Below are 23,159 nucleotides of genomic sequence, written 5' to 3'. Positions count from 1 at the left end.
ATCTCATACAGCGTGCGGACCAAAGTCCGCACCCACCTAAGCAGTCAGCCGCGCGCGGCCCACCACACGCGCAGCAGGGTGCGCACCGGCGTCGCTTCAACCGGCTTGCCTGCGGCCTGCGCGGCGACTCGGGCACGCGCCAGGCTGGACCACACGCGGCGCGGGCGCGGGCCGGGCACCCGGCTGCCCCACCCCTTCAACAGATGCTGTGCCCAGCGCTGCGCGGCGGTGCTGGAATCCTCGTCCAGCAGGCTGCGCGGCACACCAGCCACGCCGGCGTCCTGCAGGCGCTGGGCCAGGGTCTGCAGCAGCACCGCACGGCCTGCGCCGGTGCGCGGCTTGTCGGCAAAAAGCGCCGCTTCCACGGCGGCTACGGCCTCGGCGTAGTTGGCCAGCGCACGCTCGGCACCAGCCGCATCCAGCGCGACGGTACGCGCTTCAACCAGATCCGGAAGTGCTTCGGCCAGTTGTGCCCACGGCGCACGCACCGGCTCCAGCAGACGGCCCAGCGGATGGCGCGAACGATGCGCGGCCCAGCTGCGCAGCTCCTCGCCCCACCACGCCAGCTTGGCGTCGGCCGGCAGCGGGTCGCCGCTGGTGTTGAGCATGTCGTCGAATTCCTGCAGCAGCGCAAACCACGCCACTGCGATATCGCGTTGCGGTTCGGCCACGAACGGGGCGGCCACCGACCATTCCGGCCAACGGCTGCGCCACTTGTCGAGGAAACTGTCCAGCGCGGTACTGCTCACTACGTGATTCCTTACGGCTGGGCCGGGGCTGCCGGCCGGGTCGGCCAGAGGCTGGCCAGTTGCAGAAGTTCGGCGTTCTCGACCAGCACGTCGGCCTGCCAGGCCAGCGGATCGTCGCTGTGCAGGCGGTAACCCCACAACGCCGCCACCGACGGCATGGCCGCGGCACGCGCGGCGATGATGTCGCGCTCGTCGTCACCCACGTACACGCAGTCTTCGGCGGCGATGCCGATGGCCTGCGCGGCGTGCAGCAACGGCAGCGGGTGCGGCTTGCGCTCGGCCAGGCTGTCACCGCCGACCAGCACCGCACAGCGCTGCTGCCAGCCGTACTGCGGCAGGATCAGCCGCGCCAGGTACTCGGGTTTGTTGGTGACAATGCCCCACACCGTACCGGCCTCATCCAGCGCGGCGAGCATGCCGGCCACGCCGTCGAACAGCACGGCGTGCTGGCCGATCAGCGCTTCGTAGCGCTGCAGGAACTCGGGGATCAGAGCATCGCGTTCAATGGCTTCCAGCTCAGGGAAGGCCACCGACACCATCGCGCGCGAGCCCTTGGACACTACCGGCCGCAGCAGCACCGGATCGACCGGCGGGCGACCACGCTCGGCCAGCATCGCATCAAGTGTGGCGACGAAGTCCGGTGCGCTGTCCAGCAGGGTGCCGTCCAGGTCGAACAGCACCGCGCGCGGGAACTGCACGGTGGTCATGCAGCCTTGACCGCGTGGGCCAGGTAGTTGATGTCGGTACGGCTGCTCAGCCGCGCGCGGTTGCGCCAAGGCTCGTAGGCCATGCCGCTGACGTCGGCCAGCTGAAGGTCAGCCTCGCGCAACCAGCGCGCCAGCTCGGCCGGCTTGATGAATTCCTGGTAGTGATGGGTGCCCTTGGGCAGCAGCCGCGCCACGTACTCGGCACCAACGATCGCCACGGCAAAAGCTGCAGCGGTGCGGTTGATGGTCGACAGGACCAGGTGACCGCCCGGCTTCAGCAGGCGCATGCAGGCCTCGATGATCGCGCCCGGGTCCGGCACGTGCTCGAGCATTTCCATGCAGGTGACCACGTCGAAGCTGCCCGGCTGCTCGGCGGCCAGGTCCTCGGCGGCCTGTACCCGGTAATCGACCGTGGCACCGCTTTCCAGCGCGTGCAGCCGCGCGACCTTTACCAGTTCCGGGGCCAGGTCGATGGCGGTGACCTCGGCACCGGCCTGGGCCAGTGCTTCACTCAACAGACCACCACCACAACCGATGTCGAGCACGCGTGCGCCGCGCAGCGGCACGCGGTCGGCCACGTACTGCAGGCGTACCGGGTTCAGCGCATGCAACGGCTTCTGCGGGCCGTCAGCGTCCCACCAGCGGTTGGCCAGTGCGGCGAACTTGTCCAGCTCGGCCTGATCGAAATTGGAGGATGCGTGGGGGGCAGTCATGAGGGAGTCCTTGCGGCGCCGGGGTTCAGGCGCGGATATGACGGATGCGCTCGCGCCACTGGCGCGCGTTGGCGATGATGCCCGGCAGGTCCATGCCGACCAGCTCGCGCTGCACCAGCTTCGGCTTGCCGGCAATCCAGACGTCGCTGACCTGCTGGCGGCCGGTGGCGTACACCAGCTGCGACAGCACGTTGTGCAGCGGCTGGGTTTCCAGCGCGGACAGATCAACGCAGACCAGGTCGGCCTGCTTGCCGACTTCGATCGAACCGATGCGGTCGCCGAAGCCCAGCGCACGGGCGCCACCGAGCGTGGACGCGCGCAGTGTGGTCGCCGCGTCCAGCGCGGTGGCATCGTCGGCCACGGCCTTGGCCAGGATCGCCGCGGTGCGGTTCTCGCTGAACATGTCCAGGTCGTTGTTGCTGGCGCAGCCATCGGTACCGATGGCCAGGTTCACGCCGGCGCGTTGCAGGGCGCAGGCCGGGCAGAAACCGGAAGCCAGTTTCAGGTTCGATTCCGGGCAGTGCACCACGCTGACGCCACGCTCGGCGCACAGGTGGATCTCTGCTTCGGTGAGCTGGGTCATGTGCACCGCGATCAGGCGGTCATTGACCAGGCCGAGCCGATCCAGCCGTGCCAGCGGGCGCTGGCCGTGCAGCTTGATCGAATCGGTGATTTCCTGCGCGGTCTCGTGGGTGTGCAGGTGCACCTGCATGTCGAGCTGGTCGGACAGCATCCGCACCCGCTCGAAATTGGCATCGTTGACCGTGTACGGTGCATGCGGGGCAAACGCGGTGCCGATCAGCGGATCGGTGCGCCACTGGTCATGCAGTTCACCGGCCTTGGCGAAGTACTCGTCGTCGGTCCTGGCCCAGGCGGTGGGGAAATCGATGATGACCGCGCCGACCAGCGCGCGGAAACCGTGCTTCTTGTAGATCGCTGCCTGCACGTCGCCAAAGAAGTAGTTCTCGTTGGCGCAGGTGGTGCCGCCGCGCAGCATCTCGGCAATGGCCAGCGTGGTGCCGTCGGCAACGAATTCGGGGCCGATCACCGCCGCTTCCACCGGCCAGATGTGCTGCTGCAGCCAGGTCATCAGCGGCAGGTCGTCGGCGACGCCGCGCAGCAGGGTCATCGGGTTGTGCGTGTGCGCGTTGACCAGGCCCGGCATCAGCGCGGCCTCGGGGCGGCTCACCACCTGGGTGGCGCGGAAACGCGCACGGGCTTCGGCACGCGGCAGGATGGCCACGATCTCGCTGCCACGGATGGCCACGGCATGGTCTTCCAGCACCACCGCATGCGGCTCGATCGGAACGACATAACCGGCTTCGATGAGCAGGTCGCAGGCTTCGGGGAGGTGCGGGCTATCGCTCATGCGGGCTCACTGGCTGGGCGAGGAGGGACCATTGGCGGCCTTGGGTCTGCCGGGCGACTGATCTCCGGCCGAACGGCTACCGCTGAGCTTCTGGAGGACGAGCCCCTGAGTCAGGGGCGGCCGCGAAGCGGCGGGGTGTGGGTGCTGGTAAGTGGGGCCCACGATCCGCATCGCGGATCGTGGGAGCGCCAGCGCGAATGCGCCAGCGCGTACCCGGATTACTTGACGCGCGAGGAGTACTCGCCCGAGCGGGTGTCGACCTTGATGATTTCATCCTGGTTGACGAACAGCGGCACGCGGACCACTGCACCGGTTTCCAGCGTGGCCGGCTTGCCGCCACCGCCGGAGGTGTCGCCACGGACGCCCGGATCGGTCTCGGTGATCTTCAGTTCGACGAAGTTCGGCGGCTGCACGAAGATCGGCGAGCCGTTGAACAGGGTCACGATGCAGGACTCTTCGCCCTTCAGCCACTTCTCAGCGCCGCCCATGCCGGACTTGTCGGCCTGGACCTGCTCGAAGGTTTCCGGGTCCATGAAGTGCCAGTACTCACCGTCGCTGTACATGTAGTCCATGTTGGTATCGACCACATCGGCCACTTCCACGTCATCGGTCGCCTTCATGGTCATTTCGACCGTGCGGCCCGACTTGATGAAGCGATAGCGCACGCGGGTGAAGGCCTGGCCCTTGCCCGGCTTGATGAACTCGGTCTCGGAGATGACGGCCGGTTCATTGTTGACCAGGATCTTCATCCCGTTCTTGACATCGTTCATGCCCGCAGTGGCCATGCTCAAGCTCCTCAAATGGCGAAACCGCCGCGCGTGCGGCGAGCCGGATAGAATGGAAAGCCCACCGGAACCCCGGCGGGCAACTGTTTATGTGTCCATGATAACCGCAGGCCCCCTGTCCATGCAGCTTTCCGCCTTCCCCCGGACCCCGTCGCCAGGCGCGCCCGCACGCTGGCAGCAGCTCTGGCGCCAGGCGCTGCGCGACCCGCACGCCCTGCTGGCCCGGCTGCAGCTGGACCCGGCCGCGTTGGGTGTCTCGGACGAAGCCATGGTCCAGTTCGCGCTGCGCGTGCCGGAGGGCTTCGTGGCCCGCATGCGCAAGGGCGATGCGGCCGACCCATTGCTGCGCCAGGTGCTGCCGATCGACGAGGAAATGCGTCCGGCGCCCGGGTTCAGCTTCGACGCGGTGGGCGACGGTGCGGCAAAGAAGGCCACCGGCGTCATCCAGAAGTACCGCGGCCGTGCCCTGCTGGTGGCCACCGGCAGCTGTGCGATCAACTGCCGCTACTGCTTCCGCCGGCACTTCGACTATGGCGCGGAGAATGCCGCCAAGGGCGGCTGGCAGGAGGCGGTGGCGGCCATCGCGGCCGACCCGGACATCGACGAGGTGATCCTGTCCGGCGGCGACCCGCTGTCGCTGGCCACGCACAAGCTGGCCGAGCTGACCGACGCGCTGCGCCAGATCCCGCACATCCGTCGGCTGCGCATCCACACGCGGCTGCCGATCGTGCTGCCGGAGCGGGTGGACGAGGAGCTGCTGGCCTGGCTGGGCGGGTTGCCCTGGCCGCTGGCGATCGTGGTCCATGCCAACCACGCCAATGAATTCGATGCCAGCGTCGATACGGCGATGGCCCGCCTGCGCGGCATCGGCGCCCAGCTGCTGAACCAGGCAGTGCTGCTGCGCGGGGTCAACGACAGCGTGCAGGCGCTGCAGGACCTGAGCGAACGCAGCTTCGCCGCCGGCGTGCTGCCCTACTACCTGCATCAGTTGGATCGGGTTGAGGGCGTGGCCCACTTCGAAGTGGACGACATCCAGGCCAAGGCGTTGATCGCCGGCCTGACCGCGCGCCTGTCCGGTTACCTGATCCCGAAGCTGGTGCGCGAACTGCCCGGCGACCCTAGCAAGCGCCCGCTATAACACGGGGCCCGGGTCAGATCCCTTTTCCCGCGGAAAAGGGATCTGACCCCAAGACAACGGCTACAGGCCCGACTCGATCATCCGTACCACTTCGGTGGCGGTCACCGGGTGGCTCAGCCAGTAACCCTGGCCGAGGTCGCAGCCACGCTGGGCCAGCAGTTCGAACTGCGCCTGCTGCTCGATGCCCTCGGCCACCACCGTGATGCCCAGCGCATGGGCCATGGCGATGATCGCCGTGGTCAGAGCAAGGTCGTCGGGGTCGCGCTGCATGTCGGCGACGAAACTCTTGTCGATCTTTACCCCATCCACCGGCACCTGGCGCAGATGGCTGAGGCCGGAGAAGCCGGTGCCGAAATCATCCAGCCAGACCTTCACACCGGTGCGGTGCAGCTTGTCCAGCAGTTGCGCGGCCACCATCTCATCACCGATCACCGCGGTCTCGGTCAGCTCCAGGTGCAGGCGCGAGGCCGGCAGCCCGGACTCATGCAGGCACTGCGCCACCAGTGCCGGCAACTCACCGCCGCGTAGCTGCCGAGGCGATACATTGACCGATACGAACAGGTCATCGCCGCCCGCTCCGCGCGGCCACTGCGAGGCTTCCATGCAGGCCGCGCGCAGCACCTTCGGGCCGATGATCTCGATCAACCCGCTCTGCTCGGCCACTTCGATGAACACCGACGGCGGGATCGTACCCAGGGTCGGGTGCTGCCAGCGCAGCAGTACTTCGACACCTACCATGCGGCGGTCGCGCATGCGGAAGATCGGCTGGTAGGCCAGGCGCAGCTCGCCGCGCTCCCAGGCACCGCGCAGCTCCTGCTCCATGTGCACGCGGCGCTCGACTGCATGGTCCATCGCGCGGCTGTAGTAGCGATAGCAGTTCTTGCCGGCCATCTTCGCCTGGTACATGGCGATGTCGCCGTTCTTCAGCAGCGTGGTCGCATCGGCCGCGTCGTCGGGGAACAGGGTCACGCCGATCGAGGTTCCGAGGAACAATTCCCTGCCCTGCACCACCAGCGGCTTGCCCAGCTCGCGCACCAGCACTTCGGCCAGCAATCGCGCATTGGCAGCCACGTCACCGTCGCCGACCAGGATCACGAACTCGTCGCCACCGAACCGCGCCAGCAGCGCCTCATCGCCACCGGCTTCGGTCACTGCGCGGCCGATGCGCTGTGCGAACTGCAGCAACGCCTCGTCGCCTGCCTCGTGGCCAAGGGTATCGTTGACCCGCTTGAAGTCGTCAATGTCGGCAAACAGAAGGCCCAGCCTATGGTTGGAAGCGCGCGCAGCCATCAACCGGTGATCCAGTGCCTCGCGGAACGCCAGCCGGTTGGTCAGCCCGGTCAACGCATCGGTATAGGCCATGCGCCGCACTTCGCGATCATGGCGGGCGATCGCATCCCGCATGCTGGCGAAGCCGCGTACCAGCTCACCAACCTCGTCATCGCGGCTGTTCTCCGCCAGCGGCGCCTGGTAGTCCCCGGCTTCGATACGGCGTGCCGCCGCGGCCAGGTCACGGATCGGCGCCACCAGGGTGCGCTGCACGTAGAGGATCACCACCACGCCGATCACCACCAGCAGCCCCAGCATCAGCAGCAGCCAGCCCAGGTGGCGGCTGCCGACCTGCTGCAGGCGCTCTCCGAGCGTGGCGTTGGCAGCCTGCTCGCGCTGCTGCACCTCGTCCAGCGCCATGCCGACGCGGACGCCACCGATGCGCTGGTTGCCGACCATGATCGGCATCGCGTTGTCGAGCACCTTCGGCGATTCCTGCACCACCAGGGCCCGCGCGGCCACTGCTCCGGGCGCCAGCGGGTCGGCCATGGGCTGCCCGAAACCGGCAACCTCGACCGTACCGTCATGCACCAGCCGGCCATGGTCATCGAACACCAGCACATAGCGCACCACCTGCTGGCGGGCAGTATTGCGCACCAGCGCACCGATCTGGTCCAGATCGCGGTAGTACAGCGGGTTGGCCAGCGCATCGGACAACTCGCGCGCCATCGCCTCGCCACGGCTGCGCACGCCGCGATCGAACAGTTCATGGATGACACTGCCACTGAGGTTGCGCACCTCGCTCTGCATCGCCGTCTGCCGCCCCAGCAGTACCGCCAGGATCGCCACGACCACGATCATCGCCCCGCCCATCGCAAGCAGGAACCGGGCCTGCATTCCCGAGCCGAGCCACTTCATTCCACTTCCATCCGCACGCGCGTCAATCCTTGTTTCAATTCATCCAGCCGCTGCTGCGCATGCGCATCGACGCGGTGGAAACCGGAAGTGCCAAAAAACCGATGCAACGCCCCCTGCGCCCGCGGATCGCTGGCCGCCTCCAGCAGCACCTGCTGCAGGCGGTCACGCACCCTCGGATCGAGGTCGGCGCGCACCATCTCCACCGCACGCGGGTACGGCTCGGTGCGCAGCAGTTCGCGGAAGTCGCGCCGGAACGCCGCCGGCACCCGCCGTTCGTCGTTCCAGTCCACGCTGCTCACCGCTCCCACATCGGCCATCCCCTTGTGCACATAGGTGGCGATGTTCAACTCACTGCGCACGAACACATAGCCCACGCTGTCCCGACCCGGCATATCCCAGACCCCGGCAAGGATCTGTGGTGACAGCCCGTCCTGCAGCAGGGTCATCACCGGCACCAGGTAGGCACTGGTGGACGCGGTGTTCTGCAGGGCCAACCGATGGCCGCGCAGATCCTGCACGCGCTGGATCGGGCTGTCGCTGCGCACGAAGAACACCGTCTGGTATTCACGCACGCCATTGCGCTCGGTCAGCAGCAGCGGACGAGCGCCACTGCGCTGGCCCAGCGCCATGGCCGTGCCCGATGTTTCGGTGACCCAGTCGACCCGTCCCCGCCGCAGGTAGCTGGCCATCTGCTGGGGGTCGCGCGCCATCAGGATCCTCCCCTCCTTGATCCCGACGTCGTGCATGCGCGGCACCACATAGTCCAGCAGTGGCTGCAGCTGCTCGTAATGGGCCTTGGGATCATCGCTGATCCGGCCCAGCACCAGCACCGGGTCCGGTGCTGCACGCACCGTCCCGGCCAGCAGGACCATGGCCAGGCTCAGCAGTCCCCCCTGCATTGCCTTTCGAAGACCTGACACAGGCTTCATCCCCCCTGGGTATCCGGACAGACTACCCGAAAAAATGAGAACGTCGTCAGCTGTCCTTGTTGCCCGCCTGGGCCAGCCGCGCCATGCGCTGGGTATCGGCGAGGATGCCGCGCAGCAGGCGTACTTCCTGCTCGCTCGGCTCGCTGCGCAGGAACAGGCGGCGCAGCTTGCGCATCGCCGATTCCGGCGCGCGGCCCTTGTGGAAATCGATCTCGTCCAGGGTGTCGCCGAGCTGGGCGAAGAAGCTCTCCATCTGCTCATGGCTGGCGACCTGTTCGCGGACGCCGGTCCCCGGCTCAGCCACCGGCTGTGCGCCAAGCAGCTGCATGCGGGTTTCATAGGCCAGCACCTGTACGGCTGCCGCCAGGTTGAGCGAGCTGAACTCCGGATCGGACGGGATGTGCACCGCCGCGTGGCACAGCTGCAGCTCTTCGTTGGTCAGCCCGGTACGCTCGCGGCCGAACACCAGCGCTACCTCGGCACCTTCGCCGGCCTTGGTCACGGCGCGGGCAGCGGCCTCGGCGGGCAGGTACTCCTCCAGCTGGACGCGGCGCGCGCGGGCAGTGCAGCCCAGCACCAGGCGGCAGTCGGCCACGGCCTCGGCCAGGGTGGCCACCACCGGGGCGTCACCGAGTACGTCTTCGGCACCGGCCGAGCGGCGGAAGGCCTCCTCGTCCAATGGCTTTTCGGGCGCGACCAGCACCAGGCGGGCCAGGCCCATGGTCTTCAGGGCACGGGCGGCGGCGCCCATGTTGCCGGGGTGCTGGGTACCGACCAGGACGAATCGGAGGCGGGTGGCGACGGGAAACTGGGACATGAACAGGGAAAATGTCGAGCTGGACGAAGACCAATGGTAAACTGTGCGGCCGGCCACTGCGCCGGACCCGCTCTTTTCCCCCGCCAGCCCTTCTCTTCTGCCTTTCCGGGAGCCCACGCCATGCAGAAACCCGCCGTAACCGTCATGGTCAAGGCCGCCCGCCTCGCCGGCAACGTCCTGTTGCGCAACATCAACAAGCTCGAGGCGCTGAACGTGGTGCAGAAGGGCCGGATGGACTACGCCAGCGAAGTGGACGCGGACGCGGAAAAGGTCATCGTCAAGGAACTCAAGCGCGCCTATCCCGAATACGGCATCTTCGGCGAAGAAGGTGGCGTGCAGGGCGAGCGTCGCCAGATGTGGGTCATCGACCCGCTCGATGGCACCAGCAATTACCTGCGCGGCGTGCCGCACTACTGCGTGTCGATCGCCCTGGTCGAGAACGGCGAGCCGACCGATGCGGTCATCTTCGACCCTCTGCGCAATGAACTGTTCACCGCCAGCCGTGGCGCTGGTGCCGTGCTGAACGACCGCCGCATCCGCGTTGCCGACCGCAAGGACCTGGAAGGCACCATGATCCACACCGGCTTCGCCCCGCGTGAGCGCGCCCGCGCCAGCGCCCAGCTGAAGTCGGTCGACACCCTGCTGGTCCAGGCCGAGGACATCCGCCGCACCGGTTCAGCCGCGCTGGACCTGGCCTACGTGGCCTGTGGCCGCGCTGATGCCTACTTCGAAGCCGGTGTGAAGGCATGGGACATCGCCGCCGGCCTGCTGCTGGTCCGCGAGGCCGGTGGCAAGGTCTGCGACTTCAAGGGCGCAACCCTGGGCCGGATGGACAACCGCGGCCCGGACAACCACCAGATCGTGGCCGGTAACCTGAAGGTGGCCGAATCGCTGCAGAAGGTGCTGGTGAACACTGGCTACGCGGCGGAGTTCGACGCGAAGTTCTGATCTGCGCGTAGACGCGGTTCATGGAGACGGCACCTGCGAAGGTGCCGTTTTTGTATCCGCGGTGATCGTGCTTGTCACTTTCTTTGCTCGTGCACCGCGCTGCAGGAGCAGCGTGGAACGGCGTAGCCGGCCCGTAGGGTGGCGCACATGGATGTGCGCCATCAAGAAAGTAACCAAAGAAACGCTCCGCCAAGGCGCGAGCCGTCGCTACGCGCCGGTACCCTGCGCTTCTCGGCGAATCAGGGGACGGCGCCGAACTCGCTGCGCTCAAACACCGGCGCCTCTTCGCCCCTGATTCCCCTGCGATGCTCGGCTCGCTCAAGGCGGACCCAAGGTCAAGTACCCACAGCTGCACCCCGAAGATCCATCCCATGCGTGGATGCTGTTGCCCTTGATCTTGATTTTCCAGTCCGCCTTCAAGCGAGCCGAGCACCGCAGGGCCGGCGAGGGCGAAGAGGTGCGGGTGTCTGAGCGCAGCGAGTTCCCGCACCGTCCCTCGACGGGCCGAGGAGCGCAGGGCACCGACGTGCGGAGCACGTCGGCTCGCGGCTGGCGGAGCGTTTCTTTGGTTACTCTCTTTGCGCACAAAGAAAGTGACACCCCTCTGCGGTCGCGGAAATGACTCTCGCCAGGTCGTTCTCGGCACCACCGATGCGTCGACGCACAAACAAAAACGCCCGGCGCGAGGCCAGGCGTTCCTGCACTACCTTGGAAGCGGAGGCTTACGCCACCGTAGACGCCCGCAGTGCGGCAATGCGCTCTTCCAGCGGCGGGTGGCTCATGAACAGCTTCTTCGCCGTCGAACCGGCAATACCGAAGGCGGCGATCTGGGTCGGCAGCGTGCTCTGGCCGTGGTTGAGCTGCAGGCGTTCCAGCGCGGCGATCATCTTCTGGCGGCCGGCCAGCGAGGCACCGCCTGCGTCGGCGCGGAACTCGCGATGGCGCGAGAACCACATCGAGATCATCGTCGCGAACAGGCCGAACACCATCTCCAGCACGAACACGATGATGTAGTACGCAAAGCCGCGGCCGCCGCCTTCGCGGTTGCCCGACAGTGCGCTGTCGATGACACCGCCGACCACGCGGGCGAGCACGATCACGAAGGTGTTCAACACGCCCTGCAGCAGGGCCATGGTGATCATGTCACCGTTGGCGACGTGGGCGATCTCGTGGCCCAGCACCGCTTCGGCCTCGTCTTCGCTCATGTTGTGCAGCAGGCCGGTGGACACCGCGACCAGCGCATTGTTGCGGTTGGCGCCGGTGGCGAAGGCATTGATCTCCGGGCCGTCATAGACCGCCACTTCAGGCATGCCGATGCCCGCCGCCTTGGCCTGGCGCTCGACGGTGGCCAGCAGCCAGCGCTCGGTCTGGTTGCGCGGCTCGGTGATCACCACCGCACCGGTGGAGCGCTTGGCCATCCACTTGGACAGCAGCAGCGAAATGAAGGAGCCACCGAAACCGAAGATGCCGGCCATGATCAGCAGGCCGCTCATCTGGTTCGAATTGACCCCCAGCAACGACATCACGATGCTGGCGAGGATCAGGACCGCGAAATTGGTCGCCAGGAACAGGGCAATGCGGGTAAACATGGGAAAATCCGGCTCGGAAGGGGTCGATACCGGTCAATTTGCGGTGTGGTCAGCTTGAATTCAAGCGCCAACCTGACCGACGATTCAGCCTGCATGACCGCCAATGTTCCCTGCGGCCGCTTCGCGCCCTCGCCGACCGGCCTGCTCCACCCCGGATCCCTGCTCGCCGCCTTCGGCAGCTGGCTGCTCGCGCGCCATCACGGCGGCTTGTGGCGGCTGCGCATCGAAGACGTCGATCCGCCGCGCACCGTGCCCGGTGCCGCCGAGTCACAACTGCGGGCACTGTCCGCGTTCGGCCTGGTCCATGATGGCCCGATCCTCTGGCAGAGCGCCCGTGGCGAGGTATACCAGGCCGCACTGGATGTGCTGCTCGCCGATGATCTGGCCTTCATCTGCCACTGCAGCCGCAGCGAGCTGGCTGCCAGCGGCGGCATCCACCATCGCTGCGTTGCGCGGCAACCAAGACCGGACCCGGCCGTCCGCTTCCGCGTGCCGCCTGGCAGCCTCGTGCACTTCGACGATGGCCTGCGTGGCCCACAGCAGCAGGACGTGCATGCCGAGGTCGGCGACTTCGTGCTGCGCCGCGCCGACGGCTGCTGGGCGTACCAGCTGGCGGTGGTGGTGGACGACGCTGCACAGGGCGTGACCGAAGTGGTGCGTGGCGCCGACCTGCTCGATTCCACCGCGCGGCAGATCCTGCTGCAGCAGGCGCTGGGCCTGGCGGTGCCGCGCTACTGGCATCTACCCCTGCTGCTGGATGCACCGGGCCACAAGCTGTCCAAGTCACTGGCGGCGCTGGCGGTCGACAGCACGCGACCGGTGCCGGTGCTGCGCCAGCTCTGGCAGCTGCTCGGCCAGCCCCCCGCCGCGCTGGACCACGCGCAGGATCTGGACACGCTGTTCGCCGCCGCGCAACGGGCCTTCGACCCGGCGCGGCTGCCGCGTACCGATATCCTGCTGCCGGCCGGCGCACTTTCCGCGCCGATGTTGCAGAATCCCCCTTCCCCCACCTGATTCCCGGACAGCATTCCATGACATCTCGCGTCGCACTGGTCACCGGCGGAACCGGCGGCATCGGTACCGCCATCTGCCAACGCCTGGCCGACCAGGGCCACCGGGTCGCCACCAATTACCGCGACGAAGCCAAGGCCCGTGCCTGGCTGCAGGCGATGACCGAACGCGGCTACAGCGTGTCGATCTTTCCAGGTGATGTCTCCGATCCGGACAGCGCCGAGGCGATGGTGCGCGCGGTCGAGGCCGAGCTCGGGCCGGTCGAGATCCTGGTCAACAACGCTGGCATCACCCGCGACACCACCTTCCACCGCATGCGCGCGGACCAGTGGCACGATGTGATCAACACCAACCTCAATTCGGTGTTCAACGTCACCCGCCCGGTGATCGAGGGCATGCGCCGCCGCGGCTGGGGCCGGGTCATCCAGATCAGCTCGATCAACGGCCTGAAGGGCCAGTATGGCCAGGCCAACTACGCAGCGGCCAAGGCCGGCATGCACGGCTTCACCATCTCGCTCGCCCGCGAGAATGCCGGCTTTGGCATCACCGTCAACACCATTTCGCCCGGCTACGTCGCCACCGACATGGTGATGGCGGTGCCGGAGGAAGTGCGCGCCAAGATCATCGCCGACATCCCCACCGGGCGCCTGGGCAAGCCGGAAGAAATCGCCTACGGCGTGTCGTTCCTGGTGGCCGACGAGGCCTCGTGGATCACCGGCAGCAACCTGGACATCAACGGCGGCCACCATATGGGCTGGTAAGCCGCGCACGGGGTGGTTGCAGCGCGCGCTGCCGCCCCCTGCCGAGAGTCATGCTGCGCAGCACGCAAACCCTTGTTGCGCAACATGATCGCCGCCGAAAGCCAAGCCTGGCGGGGGCTGAGGCGGTTGCAACGGCTGCTGCACTGCGCCATGCTGCGCGTCTACTGTGACGAGTACCGCTTCATGGCTGCGACCCGCATCATCAAGAAGTATCCGAACCGCCGTCTCTACGACACCGAGATCTCCAGCTACATCACCATCGAGGACGTGCGCCAGCTGATCCTGGACGGTGAAGACTTCGAAGTCCGCGACGCCAAGAGCGGCGACGACCTCACGCGATCGGTCCTGCTGCAGATCATCGCCGACCAGGAACAGGACGGCGAACCGATGCTGTCCACCCAGCTGTTGAGCCAGCTGATCCGCTTCTACGGCGATTCCCTGCAGGGCTTCATGGGCAACTACCTGGAGCGCAGCATGCAGGTCTTCCTCGACCAGCAGCAGCAGTTCCGCCAGCAGATGGGCAACCTGCTGGGGCAGACGCCGTGGGCGATGATGAACCAGCTGACCGAGCGCAACCTGGAGCTGTGGCAGGAGTTCCAGCGCAACATGGGCACCGGTTTCGGCGGCCCGCGCCCGGGCGGTACCGGGACGGGTACCGGCGCCGGCAACAAGCCGAATGAATCCGGCACTGCCACCGGCACAGGTACGGGTAGCGGCGGCAAGACACGCCGCTGAGCCATTGGCCCGGCTGGAACGAAAACGGCGCGCCTCTGGCGCGCCGTTCTGTTTTGCAGTCCAGCCGCGATGCGTCAGCGTTTCGCCTTGCACCCCGTGCACACGCGCTCGACCTTGTAGCCCTTCGCCTTCAGCTTTTCGACCACGCCATCATTGCCGAGCAGGTGCAGTGTTCCAACCACGACCAGCGTACCGCCCTGCCCGGCCTGCAGGTACGGCAGCAGCTTGGGCACCCATGCATCATTGCGACCGGTGTTGATGCGCTGGTACAGCTGCGGATACTGCTGACGCATTTCCGCGGCCATCTTCGTCCACAGCACGCGCTCATCGCCACGGCGCCAGGCGTCGTGCAGCTGGCGGGCCTGCTCATCGCCCTTGCCAGCCTGGTCCAGCGCCTCGGACAGCATCTGCCGCTGCTCCTGCACCGTCATGCCGTCGAGCATGCCGATCTGGGTATCGATGTCTTCCAGGCCCGCCGTCTTGCGGCCAGTCTTCTGCGCGCGCTCCATGAAGTGCCGATCCAGGCCAAGGGCCGGGTCCAGCCCCATCTTCTGCATCTGCCCGACCGAAATGCTCAGGCCGACAAACCACGGCTTCATGCCCTGCATCTGCGCCAGTGGCAGCTTGTTCTCGGTGGCGAACGTCTGCAGTTTCTGCCAGGTGGCGGCATCAAGATCGCGCTTGAGTTCGCTGCCATCGGTACGGACCGCTGCCTGCACCATGCGGCTGGCCAGCTGTGGCGACTGCATGTCTTCCGGCGACAGCTCGAATACCACCCGCTGCGAGGCCTCGAACGCCTGCTCGACTTCGGGCGACAACGGGTAGTCCTGCGGCTTCAGCAGGTGGAAGGAGCCGAGCAGGTAGAGGCGCGAGTCACCCGGGCCGGTCACTTTCCACAGCAACGGCACCGGCGGCTTGGCCGCCGCTGCGCCAGCGGTGTCGGCTTGCACGGTACGCGCTGCAACCAGCGGTGCCAGCGCACAGGCCGCCAATACAACGGCGGTACGCAACAGGGATCTGATCGGCATCTCAGCCTTCTCCTTCAGGCAGGTGGTAAGCCTTCTCGCCCGCTTCCACGCGCAGGTCCAGCCGGTTTTCCGGCGGCGCCAACGGGCAGGTCGCGTAGGCGGTGAACGCGCACGGTGGGTTGTAGGCGTGATTGAAATCGATGCGTACCGTGCCGTCGGCGCCGGGCGCATCGGTGTCCAGGTAGCGGCCGGCCGGATAACTGCCACGGCCGCTGGTGCTGTCGGCGAAGATCAGGAACAGCGGCTGCCCGGGAGCACCGATCGCCTCCAGCCGCCAGGCGCGTCCATCGCGCTCGAACTCGACCGCACCGGCATTCGGCATCTCAGTGGTCAGGCCGGTGATATCAACGATCGGCATGGTCTTGCCCGGCGGATGCGGGATGAAGCGCGCCTGCACCTGCCAGTCCGGACCACCCGGCCAGTACTCCAGGCCGGCGAAATCGCGGCGTGCCGGTGCGTCAGCGTGCTTGACCCGCAGCGCATCGCGCGGACCGCGGCGAATGATGCCGAGCTGGCCCTTGCCACCATCGAAGGCCAGCAGGGTCGGCTGCGGATCCTTGTCGGTGTCGATGCGGATGCGGCCGCGCACCGGCTGGCCGTCATGGCTGATCTCGGCGCCCGCTTCCGGGGTGAACCACCACTGGCTGCCTTCGCGGCGCAGCAGGCCCAGCTTGTCCGGGCCGACCGCCAGGCGGATGCCATTGGTGGCGCCGCTTCCGACGAAATGCGATTTGTTCGGCAGCCAATGCAGGCCAACCAGTGCTGTCCAGCCATCGGGCCGGGTCAGGTCCTGGTAACGCGCCACGCGCCACTGCTGCTGCGCGGTGGCATAGGCTGGATCTTCAGCAACGGCCGGTGCCGGCGGCGTCGCCGGGCTGCAGGCCGCCAACAACAAGGCGGCCAGCAGGCCGCCCATTCCCCGATAACGCATCGATGCTCCCCTCAACGTCCGCGCAGGAACCAGCGGTCGATCTCCGCCAGCGAAAAACGGGCCCAGGTCGGTCGGCCGTGGTTGCACTGACCGGACCGCTCGGTGATTTCCATGTCGCGCAGCAGCGCGTTCATTTCCGGCACGGTCAACCGCCGGTTGGCGCGCACCGCGCCGTGGCAGGCCATGGTCGACAGCAGCTCGTCACGTGCAGTTGCCACGCGGCGGCTCTGGCCATGCTCGCGCAGGTCGGTCAGTACGTCACGCAGCAGGCCTTCCGGTTCGGCGTGGGCCAGCAGCGCCGGAATACTGCGTACATGCAGCGAGCCAGGGCCGGCGCGGGTCACCTCGAAGCCGAGTGCGGCCAATGTATCCGCCTCGCTCTCGGCGGTATCCGCCTCGCGCTCACCCACCGCCAGCGTGATCGGCACCAGCATGGGCTGCGACTGCAGGCCGATGCCATCGTGCGCGTTCTTCAGCCGCTCGTAGCCGATGCGTTCGTGCGCCGCATGCATGTCGACCACGATCAGGCCTTCGGCATTCTCGGCCAGGATGTAGATGCCGTGCAGCTGCGCGATCGCATAACCCAGCGGCGGCACGCCGGCGTCGGCGCTGGTCACCGGCAGCCCGTTCTCGGTCGGCATCGGCGGTAACGCCGCCCCGCGTTCTGCACCGGAGGGCGCGGCATACAGCGCAGCGTAGGCGGCCGGTGCATCGGCTACCTGCAGGCCCAGCGGCTGCTGCGGGCGCCAGCCTGAGAATCCGCCACCACCACCACCGGAGCCAGCACCGGGTGCGGGACCGCGCACCAGCCCGAAACCGGAGGCGCCCGCGGTCGATGCCATCGGTGCAGCGGCCGCATCCACCGGATGCATGGCGCCAGCACCGATCTCCTGCGCCGACATGCCGGCGCGGGTATCGGCCAGCGCATCCTTCAGCGTGCGGTAGACGAAGTCATGGACAAGCCGCGAATCACGGAAGCGCACTTCGTGCTTGGCCGGATGCACGTTGACGTCGACGCGTGTCGGATCCAACTCCAGGAACAGCACGTAAGCCGGCTGGCGGCCGTGGTACAGCACATCGCCGTAGGCCATCTTCACCGCGTGGGCGACGCTGCGGTCGCGCACCGAACGGCCATTGACGTACAGGTACTGCTGGTCGGCGCTGGCCCGAGAATAATGCGGCTGCGCGATCCAACCGTGCAGGCGCAGTCCGGCACCGCTGTGGTCCACGCGCACCGCCTGGTTGGCGAAGTCCTCGCCCAGTGTTTCAGCCAATCGCGTATCGGAGTACAGGTCGCCCGGCTTGTAACGGCGTGACGCCTTGCCGTTGTGCGACACGCGCAGTTCGACATCCGGCCGCGCCAGCGCCAGCGAACGCAGCCACTCTTCGATATGACCCAGTTCGGTGCGCTCAGCGCGCAGGAACTTGCGCCGCGCCGGCACGTTGTAGAACAGCTCGCGTACTTCCACGGTGGTGCCCGGCGCATGCGCGCGCGGGGTCACTTCGCCGATCTTGCCGCCTTCGATCTGCAGCGCCGAGCCATGCTCGTCATGCGCGCGGCGCGAGGACAGGGTGAAGCGACTGACCGAGGCGATCGACGGCAGCGCTTCACCGCGGAAGCCGAGCGTGGCCACCGATTCGAGATCGTCGAGGTCGGCGATCTTGCTGGTGGCGTGGCGTGACACCGCCAGCGGCAACTGCTCCGGCGCGATGCCACTGCCGTTGTCGCGGATGCGGATCAGGCGCACGCCGCCCTCTTCCAGGTCGATATCGACGCGGCTGGCGCCCGCATCGATCGCATTCTCGACCAGTTCCTTGACCACCGAGGCAGGACGCTCGACCACTTCGCCGGCGGCGATCTGGTTGATCAGGATGTCCGGCAACGGCCGGATCGGACGCGGGCCGGGCGCGCTCATGGGACGGAATGGGCAGCAGACTTCATGGGTTGATGATAGCGGAGCCGCCCCTCCGCCGGGCATGGCCCGGCGCTACCCTACGCAATGCGTACCACGGGTTACTTGCTACCACCGGCCATGGTGCCGGCGGCGTCGATCTCGGCCTGGGCGCGGGCCGCGTAGAGCGTGCCCGGCGGCGGCTGCCGGCTGAAGAAGGTATGCACGCCATCGAGCACCGCACCGGCGATCTTGCGCTGGTAGGCCGGGTCGATCAGGCGGCGCTCTTCGTCCGGGTTGGAGATGAACGCGGTTTCCACCAGCATCGCCGGCATGTCCGAAGTACGCAGTACCGCGAAGTTGGCACGCTCGATGTTCGGCTTGTGGTTGTTGCCGATCCGCTTCAGCCCGCCCAGCACGTGGCCGGCCGCGTCCTCGGACGCCTTCATGTAGCCGCTCTGGGCCAGGTCCAGCAGCACGTTGGCAAGCGTGCCTTCGGTCTGCTGCAGGCGCACGCCGCCGACCAGATCAGCCGCGTTTTCCTTGTCCGCCAGCCAGCGGGCGCGCTGCGAAGAGGCGCCCTTGGTCGACAGCACATACACCGATGAACCTGTTGCCGAGCGGTTCTCGGCAGCGTCAGCGTGGATCGAGATGAAGATGTCGGCCTTGTTCGCACGCGCCTTCTGCGCACGCATCGGCAGCGGAATGAACACGTCGCTGTCGCGGGTCAGGTAAGCCTTCAGGCCCGGCGTCGCGTTGACCTGGCGGGCCAGCTCACGCGCCACGGCCAGGGTCACATCCTTCTCGCGCTTGCCGGTCGGGCCGATCGCACCGGGGTCCTGGCCGCCGTGGCCCGGATCGATGGCCACCACCAGGTGGCGCATGCCGGCCTGCATGCGGATGCGCGAGGCATCGCTGGGCATGACCGGGCGCGGCGGCACGACCGTCGTCGGTACCGGCGCGGGGGCCGTAGCCGGCGGATTGGTCACTACCGCAGCAGTGCGCTGGCCGGCGAGGATCGCGGCCGGCGAGGAAGAAGGCGTGCTGCTGGCGGTGGTACCGGCGGCGGCGACCTGGGCCGGCGCGGTGGACGGTGCCGGCGTCGGCGTGGCCGGTGCGGCAGCGGCCGCGCTGGCCTGCTGCTGCACCTGTGCCGTCAGCAGCGCCGTGGCACGCGCGGCGTCTGAACGCGACTGCGCGCTTTCGGCAGGCGTCGGCGCCGGTGCGGCAACCGGTGCCTGCGGCGGCGGCACGGTCGGCGTCGCCGCCGGACGGCTGGCGGCCACGGCCGGGCCATCACCCGGCCATTCGATCACCAGCTTGGATTCATTGCCCTCGCGCTGCATCTGCGGGCGGAACGGCGCCACCGATTCAGCGAGGTCGAAAACGACACGGAAGGTACCCGGCACCGGCTGTCCGGTACGCACCGCCGTGACCACGCCCTGCGCAGCCGGCATCTTCAGATTGCGTATCGCGCTGGAGTCCGGGAAATCGACCACCAGCCGGTTCGGACCCGCCAGCGACAAGGTCTTGTAGCCGCCGCTGCCAACCAGCGAGATTTCGGCGCGGGTACCGGTCGCGCCGGTGTTCAGCAGGACCTGGCGAACTTCGCCGGCCCACGCACTGACGCTCGCCAGACTCAGTCCGACGGCGGCACAGATGGCAATGAGACGGTTCCCCGGGCGCATGGCTCAGGATTCAATCACCGCGCTGAACGGAATGCAACACCTTTTTCCTTAATAATCCGTAACCTGCCGGTGTTTGTTCTCGTCAGCCGACAGAAATGGCCTGCAAGTCGCCCCCTTTGGGAAGCCGTTCCAGCCATTCACGTCCTGCGTCGCTGGCCCCAGTGAGACGAACACGCCGCCCTTGCCCCTCGATTTCCAAGGCTACCACCAGGTCAGTCGGCGGCAACGCACCGGCCCCGCGCTCGGGCCATTCGACCAGCCACAGCACCGCGCTGCCCTCGTCCAGGCCGAGAAAATCCAGTTCACCGGCCTGGCCGATGCGGTACAGGTCCAGGTGCCAGGCCTCGCCGCCACTGGCCAGTGGATAGCGCTCGACCAAGGTGTAGGTTGGGCTGCGGATCGCACCCTGTACCCCCAGCGCGCGCAGCAGTGCCCGCGCAGTGGTGGACTTGCCGGCGCCCAGGTCGCCACGCAGTTCGATCAGCGCCTGCGGCGGCCGGGTGGCCGCCAGCCACTGCCCGAGCAGTTCGGTGGCATCGCTGTCGGCAAGGAAGAAATCGATCATCGAGAGAGTTCCGGGTTGGCCAGTCGCCGCAACGGCGACAGCAGATCAGTAGGAAGCAGGCCGCGCGCGCCATCGGCGGCAGCGACATCGCCCGCGAGCGCATGCAACAGCGCACCGGCCGCAGCGGCGTCGAGGGCGGCAAGGCCCTGCGCGCGCAGGCTGGCGATGATGCCGGTCAGCAGGTCCCCCATGCCACCGACAGCCATGCCGGGATTGCCGGCGGCAATCAGTCGTGGCCGATGTCCTGGGGCGGCCACGATGCTGCCAGCCCCTTTCAGCACCACCACCGCGTGGAAACGTTCGGCCAGCGCCTGTGCGCAGGTGAAGCGGTCGGCCTGGATATCAGGCGTGCTGCAACCGAGCAGACGCGCAGCCTCGCCGGGGTGCGGCGTGAGAATGGCTTCGGGCAGTGCGCGCGGGTCCTGCGCCAACAGATCCAGGGCATCGGCATCGATCACCAGCGGCTTGCCGCATGCCAGCACCCGCGCAAACAATGCGCGTGCCCACTCGTCCTGGCCCAGCCCGGGCCCGATCGCCACCACCCTGGCCTTGTCCAGCAGCGCCGGCAGTGCGTCGCCGTCTTCCAGCGCGTGGGTCATCGCCTCGGGCAGGCGTGCCAGCAACGGGCCGACATGGTCGCGGCGGGTGCCGAGGCTGAGCAGGCCAGCGCCCGCCCGCAGCGCCGCTTCGGCGGCCATCGCGATGGCGCCGCCGCTGCCGTGGTTGCCACCCACGCACAGCACATGGCCGGATTCGCCCTTGTGGGTATTGGCGCGGCGCGGCGGCAGCAGTACCGGCAAGCGAGCCTGGGTCCAGTGCTCCGCGGCGGGTGACACGCCCTGCCATGCGGCCGCGGGTAGCTGCAGCGGCGCCAGCACCTTATGGCCACAATGATCCAGCGCGTCGCCGGTATACAGGCCGCGATGCGGCACGATGAACTGCAGGGTCAAAGCGGCCTTCACGGCCACGCCCGGTACGGCACCGCGATCGGCATCGACGCCACTGGGGACGTCCAGCGCCAGCACCGGCGCCGTTTGCGCGTTGAGCGCGGTTATCAACGCCTGCGCCGCGCCCTCCGGCGCGCGGTCGAAGCCCAGCCCGAACAGGCCATCGACCCATATATCGGCCTCGGGCAGCGTGCCGTCGAATGCGGCAACAATGCCCCCCGCGCGGGCGAATTCCGATGCTGCACGCTGTGCCAGCACGGTTGACGGCGACTTCCCCGGCAAGGCGATCACCATCACCTCGCGCCCGGCCAGCAGCGCGTGACGGGCCAGCACATGGCCATCGCCGCCGTTGTTGCCCGCGCCGACCACCACGCCGATCCGCTGCGCCTGCGGCCAGTGCTGCAGCAGGCACTGCCAGGCGGCCTGGCCGGCCTGCGCCATCAGGCCCCAACCGCCCTCGGCGGCAAGCGTCGAGGCCTGCTCATCAAGCGCACGTGCGGCAGCGGAATCGAACAGATCGGCAAGGTTGGCCATGCGGGGATTTTATACTGGTGCACATGTCCCCCGTCCCCGCCCCTGTCGATCCGGCCCAGGCCGTACAGCGCATCCGCGAACTGGCCCGTGCGCATGGCTTCCAGCGCTGCGGCATTGCCGGCATCGAGCTGGGCGAGGATGAAGCGCACCTGGCCGACTGGCTTGGCCAGGGCCTGTACGGCACGATGGACTGGATGGCGCGCCACGGCACCCTGCGTGCCCGCCCGGCCGAGCTGCTGCCCGGCACCGTGCGGGTGATCTCGGTGGGCATGGATTACAGCCACAAGGACGACACCGAAGCCTGGGCAACCCTGGCCGATCCCGGCCGCGCCTACGTGGCCCGTTACGCGCTGGGCCGCGACTACCACAAGCTGATGCGCAACCGCCTGCAGAAGCTGGCCACGCAGATCAACGACGAAGTGGCGCCACTGGGCTACCGCGTGTTCGTCGATTCGGCGCCGGTGCTGGAACGCGCACTGGCGCGCAACGCTGGCCTGGGCTGGATTGGCAAGCACACCTGCCTGATCGACCGCCACGGCGGCTCCTGGTTCTTCATCGGCGAGATCTACATCGACATCCCGCTGCCGATCGACGCCCCGGCCAGCGCCCACTGCGGCACCTGCACGCGCTGCATCGATGTCTGCCCCACCCGCGCGATCACCGGCCCGCAGCGCCTGGACGCGCGTCGCTGCATTTCCTACCTGACCATCGAACATGATGGCGCCATCCCCGAGGACATGCGGCCGTTGATCGGCAACCGCATCTACGGCTGCGATGACTGCCAGCTGGTCTGCCCCTGGAACAAGTTCGCCAAGCGCACCGACGAAGCCGATTTCCGTGCGCGCAACCATCTGGACACCGCGCGCCTGGACCAGTTGTTCGCCTGGGACGAAGCCGAGTTCCTGCGCCGTACCGAAGGCAGCCCTATCCGCCGCAGCGGCCACGAGCGTTGGCTGCGCAACATCGCCGTGGCACTTGGCAACGCGCCGGCCTCGACCGATGCGCTGGCCGCCCTGCACACCCGCGTCGACGATCCCTCGCCCGTGGTGCGCGAGCACGTGCAGTGGGCGCTGGCCCAGCACGGCGCGCGCTGACGTGCGATCCTGAGCGCCCTGCTCTGCCCGTCACCGCCGTAC

The 23,159-nt window shown here is 67.8% G+C and carries 21 protein-coding genes; 6 read left to right on the top strand and 15 right to left on the bottom strand.

From position 1 onward, the window contains the following. Positions 1-44: 44 nt before the first annotated feature. The 5 genes from AC13GA_RS07185 to efp all read right to left on the bottom strand — a co-directional run bounded on the left by AC13GA_RS07185 (position 45) and on the right by efp (position 4,323). Positions 45-749, bottom strand: coding sequence for a squalene/phytoene synthase family protein (locus AC13GA_RS07185; protein ID WP_136639853.1), 705 nt, complete (start codon positions 747-749; stop codon positions 45-47). A gap of 11 nt (positions 750-760) precedes the next feature. Then, positions 761-1,456 (bottom strand): phosphoglycolate phosphatase, encoded by a 696-nt coding sequence (locus AC13GA_RS07180; protein ID WP_046988148.1) that lies wholly within the window; start codon positions 1,454-1,456, stop codon positions 761-763. Continuing rightward, positions 1,453-2,169, bottom strand: a complete 717-nt coding sequence (gene ubiG / locus AC13GA_RS07175) for a bifunctional 2-polyprenyl-6-hydroxyphenol methylase/3-demethylubiquinol 3-O-methyltransferase UbiG (RefSeq protein ID WP_482997779.1) — start codon at positions 2,167-2,169, stop codon at positions 1,453-1,455. The genes AC13GA_RS07180 and ubiG overlap by 4 nt, the downstream gene beginning before the upstream one ends. Positions 2,170-2,194: 25 nt before the next feature. Beyond that, positions 2,195-3,538, bottom strand: coding sequence for a TRZ/ATZ family hydrolase (locus AC13GA_RS07170; protein WP_337302630.1), 1,344 nt, complete (start codon positions 3,536-3,538; stop codon positions 2,195-2,197). 218 nt (positions 3,539-3,756) lie between these two features. Then, positions 3,757-4,323, bottom strand: a complete 567-nt coding sequence (gene efp, locus AC13GA_RS07165; protein ID WP_046988145.1) for an elongation factor P — start codon at positions 4,321-4,323, stop codon at positions 3,757-3,759. A 97-nt stretch (positions 4,324-4,420) separates the two neighbouring features. On the opposite strand from efp, the gene epmB reads away from it, so the two are divergent. Further along, positions 4,421-5,461, top strand: coding sequence for an EF-P beta-lysylation protein EpmB (epmB, locus tag AC13GA_RS07160; protein WP_482997778.1), 1,041 nt, complete (start codon positions 4,421-4,423; stop codon positions 5,459-5,461). A 60-nt stretch (positions 5,462-5,521) separates the two neighbouring features. Here epmB and AC13GA_RS07155 read toward each other — a convergent pair whose 3' ends face one another. The 3 genes from AC13GA_RS07155 to AC13GA_RS07145 form a co-directional block, all read right to left on the bottom strand. After that, entirely contained in the window at positions 5,522-7,648 is a 2,127-nt protein-coding gene (locus tag AC13GA_RS07155) for a putative bifunctional diguanylate cyclase/phosphodiesterase (protein ID WP_046988143.1), read from the bottom strand. Further along, entirely contained in the window at positions 7,645-8,547 is a 903-nt protein-coding gene (locus AC13GA_RS07150) for a phosphate/phosphite/phosphonate ABC transporter substrate-binding protein (protein WP_426355553.1), read from the bottom strand. The genes AC13GA_RS07155 and AC13GA_RS07150 overlap by 4 nt, the downstream gene beginning before the upstream one ends. 76 nt (positions 8,548-8,623) lie before the next feature. Then, positions 8,624-9,394 carry an RNA methyltransferase gene (locus AC13GA_RS07145; protein WP_136639850.1) on the bottom strand — a complete coding sequence of 257 codons (771 nt, stop codon included), beginning with the start codon at positions 9,392-9,394 and terminating at the stop codon, positions 8,624-8,626. 120 nt (positions 9,395-9,514) lie between these two features. On the opposite strand from AC13GA_RS07145, the gene AC13GA_RS07140 reads away from it, so the two are divergent. Continuing rightward, complete coding sequence (locus tag AC13GA_RS07140; protein ID WP_136639849.1) at positions 9,515-10,342, top strand: inositol monophosphatase family protein; 828 nt, start codon at positions 9,515-9,517, stop codon at positions 10,340-10,342. A 722-nt stretch (positions 10,343-11,064) separates the two neighbouring features. Here AC13GA_RS07140 and htpX read toward each other — a convergent pair. Then, on the bottom strand, positions 11,065-11,931 hold the full coding sequence (htpX, locus tag AC13GA_RS07135) for a protease HtpX (protein WP_482997777.1): 867 nt from the start codon (positions 11,929-11,931) through the stop codon (positions 11,065-11,067). A 93-nt stretch (positions 11,932-12,024) separates the two neighbouring features. Between htpX and gluQRS the strand changes: the two genes are divergently transcribed. From gluQRS to phaR, 3 genes are all read left to right on the top strand, one after another. Next, entirely contained in the window at positions 12,025-12,945 is a 921-nt protein-coding gene (gene gluQRS, locus AC13GA_RS07130) for a tRNA glutamyl-Q(34) synthetase GluQRS (protein WP_480983113.1), read from the top strand. A gap of 17 nt (positions 12,946-12,962) precedes the next feature. Beyond that, a complete protein-coding gene (gene phbB, locus AC13GA_RS07125) occupies positions 12,963-13,703 on the top strand; it encodes a beta-ketoacyl-ACP reductase (RefSeq protein ID WP_006379851.1) in 741 nt (246 codons plus the stop codon). A 183-nt stretch (positions 13,704-13,886) separates the two neighbouring features. After that, the gene (gene phaR / locus AC13GA_RS07120; RefSeq protein WP_482998088.1) at positions 13,887-14,438 is read left to right on the top strand and encodes a polyhydroxyalkanoate synthesis repressor PhaR; all 552 of its coding nucleotides are present in this window, start codon (positions 13,887-13,889) and stop codon (positions 14,436-14,438) included. 74 nt (positions 14,439-14,512) lie between these two features. Here phaR and AC13GA_RS07115 read toward each other — a convergent pair whose 3' ends face one another. From AC13GA_RS07115 to AC13GA_RS07090, 6 genes are all read right to left on the bottom strand, one after another. Next, positions 14,513-15,466, bottom strand: coding sequence for a TraB/GumN family protein (locus AC13GA_RS07115; protein WP_480983112.1), 954 nt, complete (start codon positions 15,464-15,466; stop codon positions 14,513-14,515). Between the two features lies 1 nt (position 15,467). Beyond that, complete coding sequence (locus AC13GA_RS07110; protein WP_482997776.1) at positions 15,468-16,397, bottom strand: DUF1684 domain-containing protein; 930 nt, start codon at positions 16,395-16,397, stop codon at positions 15,468-15,470. Between the two features lie 11 nt (positions 16,398-16,408). After that, positions 16,409-18,313, bottom strand: a complete 1,905-nt coding sequence (mutL, locus tag AC13GA_RS07105) for a DNA mismatch repair endonuclease MutL (RefSeq protein WP_100469053.1) — start codon at positions 18,311-18,313, stop codon at positions 16,409-16,411. A 98-nt stretch (positions 18,314-18,411) separates the two neighbouring features. Beyond that, complete coding sequence (locus tag AC13GA_RS07100) at positions 18,412-19,977, bottom strand: N-acetylmuramoyl-L-alanine amidase (protein WP_136639843.1); 1,566 nt, start codon at positions 19,975-19,977, stop codon at positions 18,412-18,414. Positions 19,978-20,059: 82 nt separating this feature from the next. Continuing rightward, positions 20,060-20,542, bottom strand: coding sequence for a tRNA (adenosine(37)-N6)-threonylcarbamoyltransferase complex ATPase subunit type 1 TsaE (gene tsaE / locus AC13GA_RS07095; RefSeq protein ID WP_482997775.1), 483 nt, complete (start codon positions 20,540-20,542; stop codon positions 20,060-20,062). Next, positions 20,539-22,023: an NAD(P)H-hydrate dehydratase gene (locus AC13GA_RS07090; RefSeq protein ID WP_482997774.1), complete on the bottom strand. Its 1,485-nt coding sequence runs from the start codon at positions 22,021-22,023 to the stop codon at positions 20,539-20,541. Before AC13GA_RS07090 ends, tsaE begins: the two co-directional genes overlap by 4 nt. Positions 22,024-22,046: 23 nt before the next feature. On the opposite strand from AC13GA_RS07090, the gene queG reads away from it, so the two are divergent. Then, positions 22,047-23,117, top strand: coding sequence for a tRNA epoxyqueuosine(34) reductase QueG (gene queG / locus AC13GA_RS07085; RefSeq protein WP_482997773.1), 1,071 nt, complete (start codon positions 22,047-22,049; stop codon positions 23,115-23,117). Positions 23,118-23,159: the final 42 nt, after the last annotated feature.

This window comes from Stenotrophomonas sp. 22DLJC03, assembly GCF_056861405.1.
The sequence above is the reverse complement of the archived record's forward strand: the minus strand, read 5'-3'. Positions and strand labels throughout refer to the sequence as shown.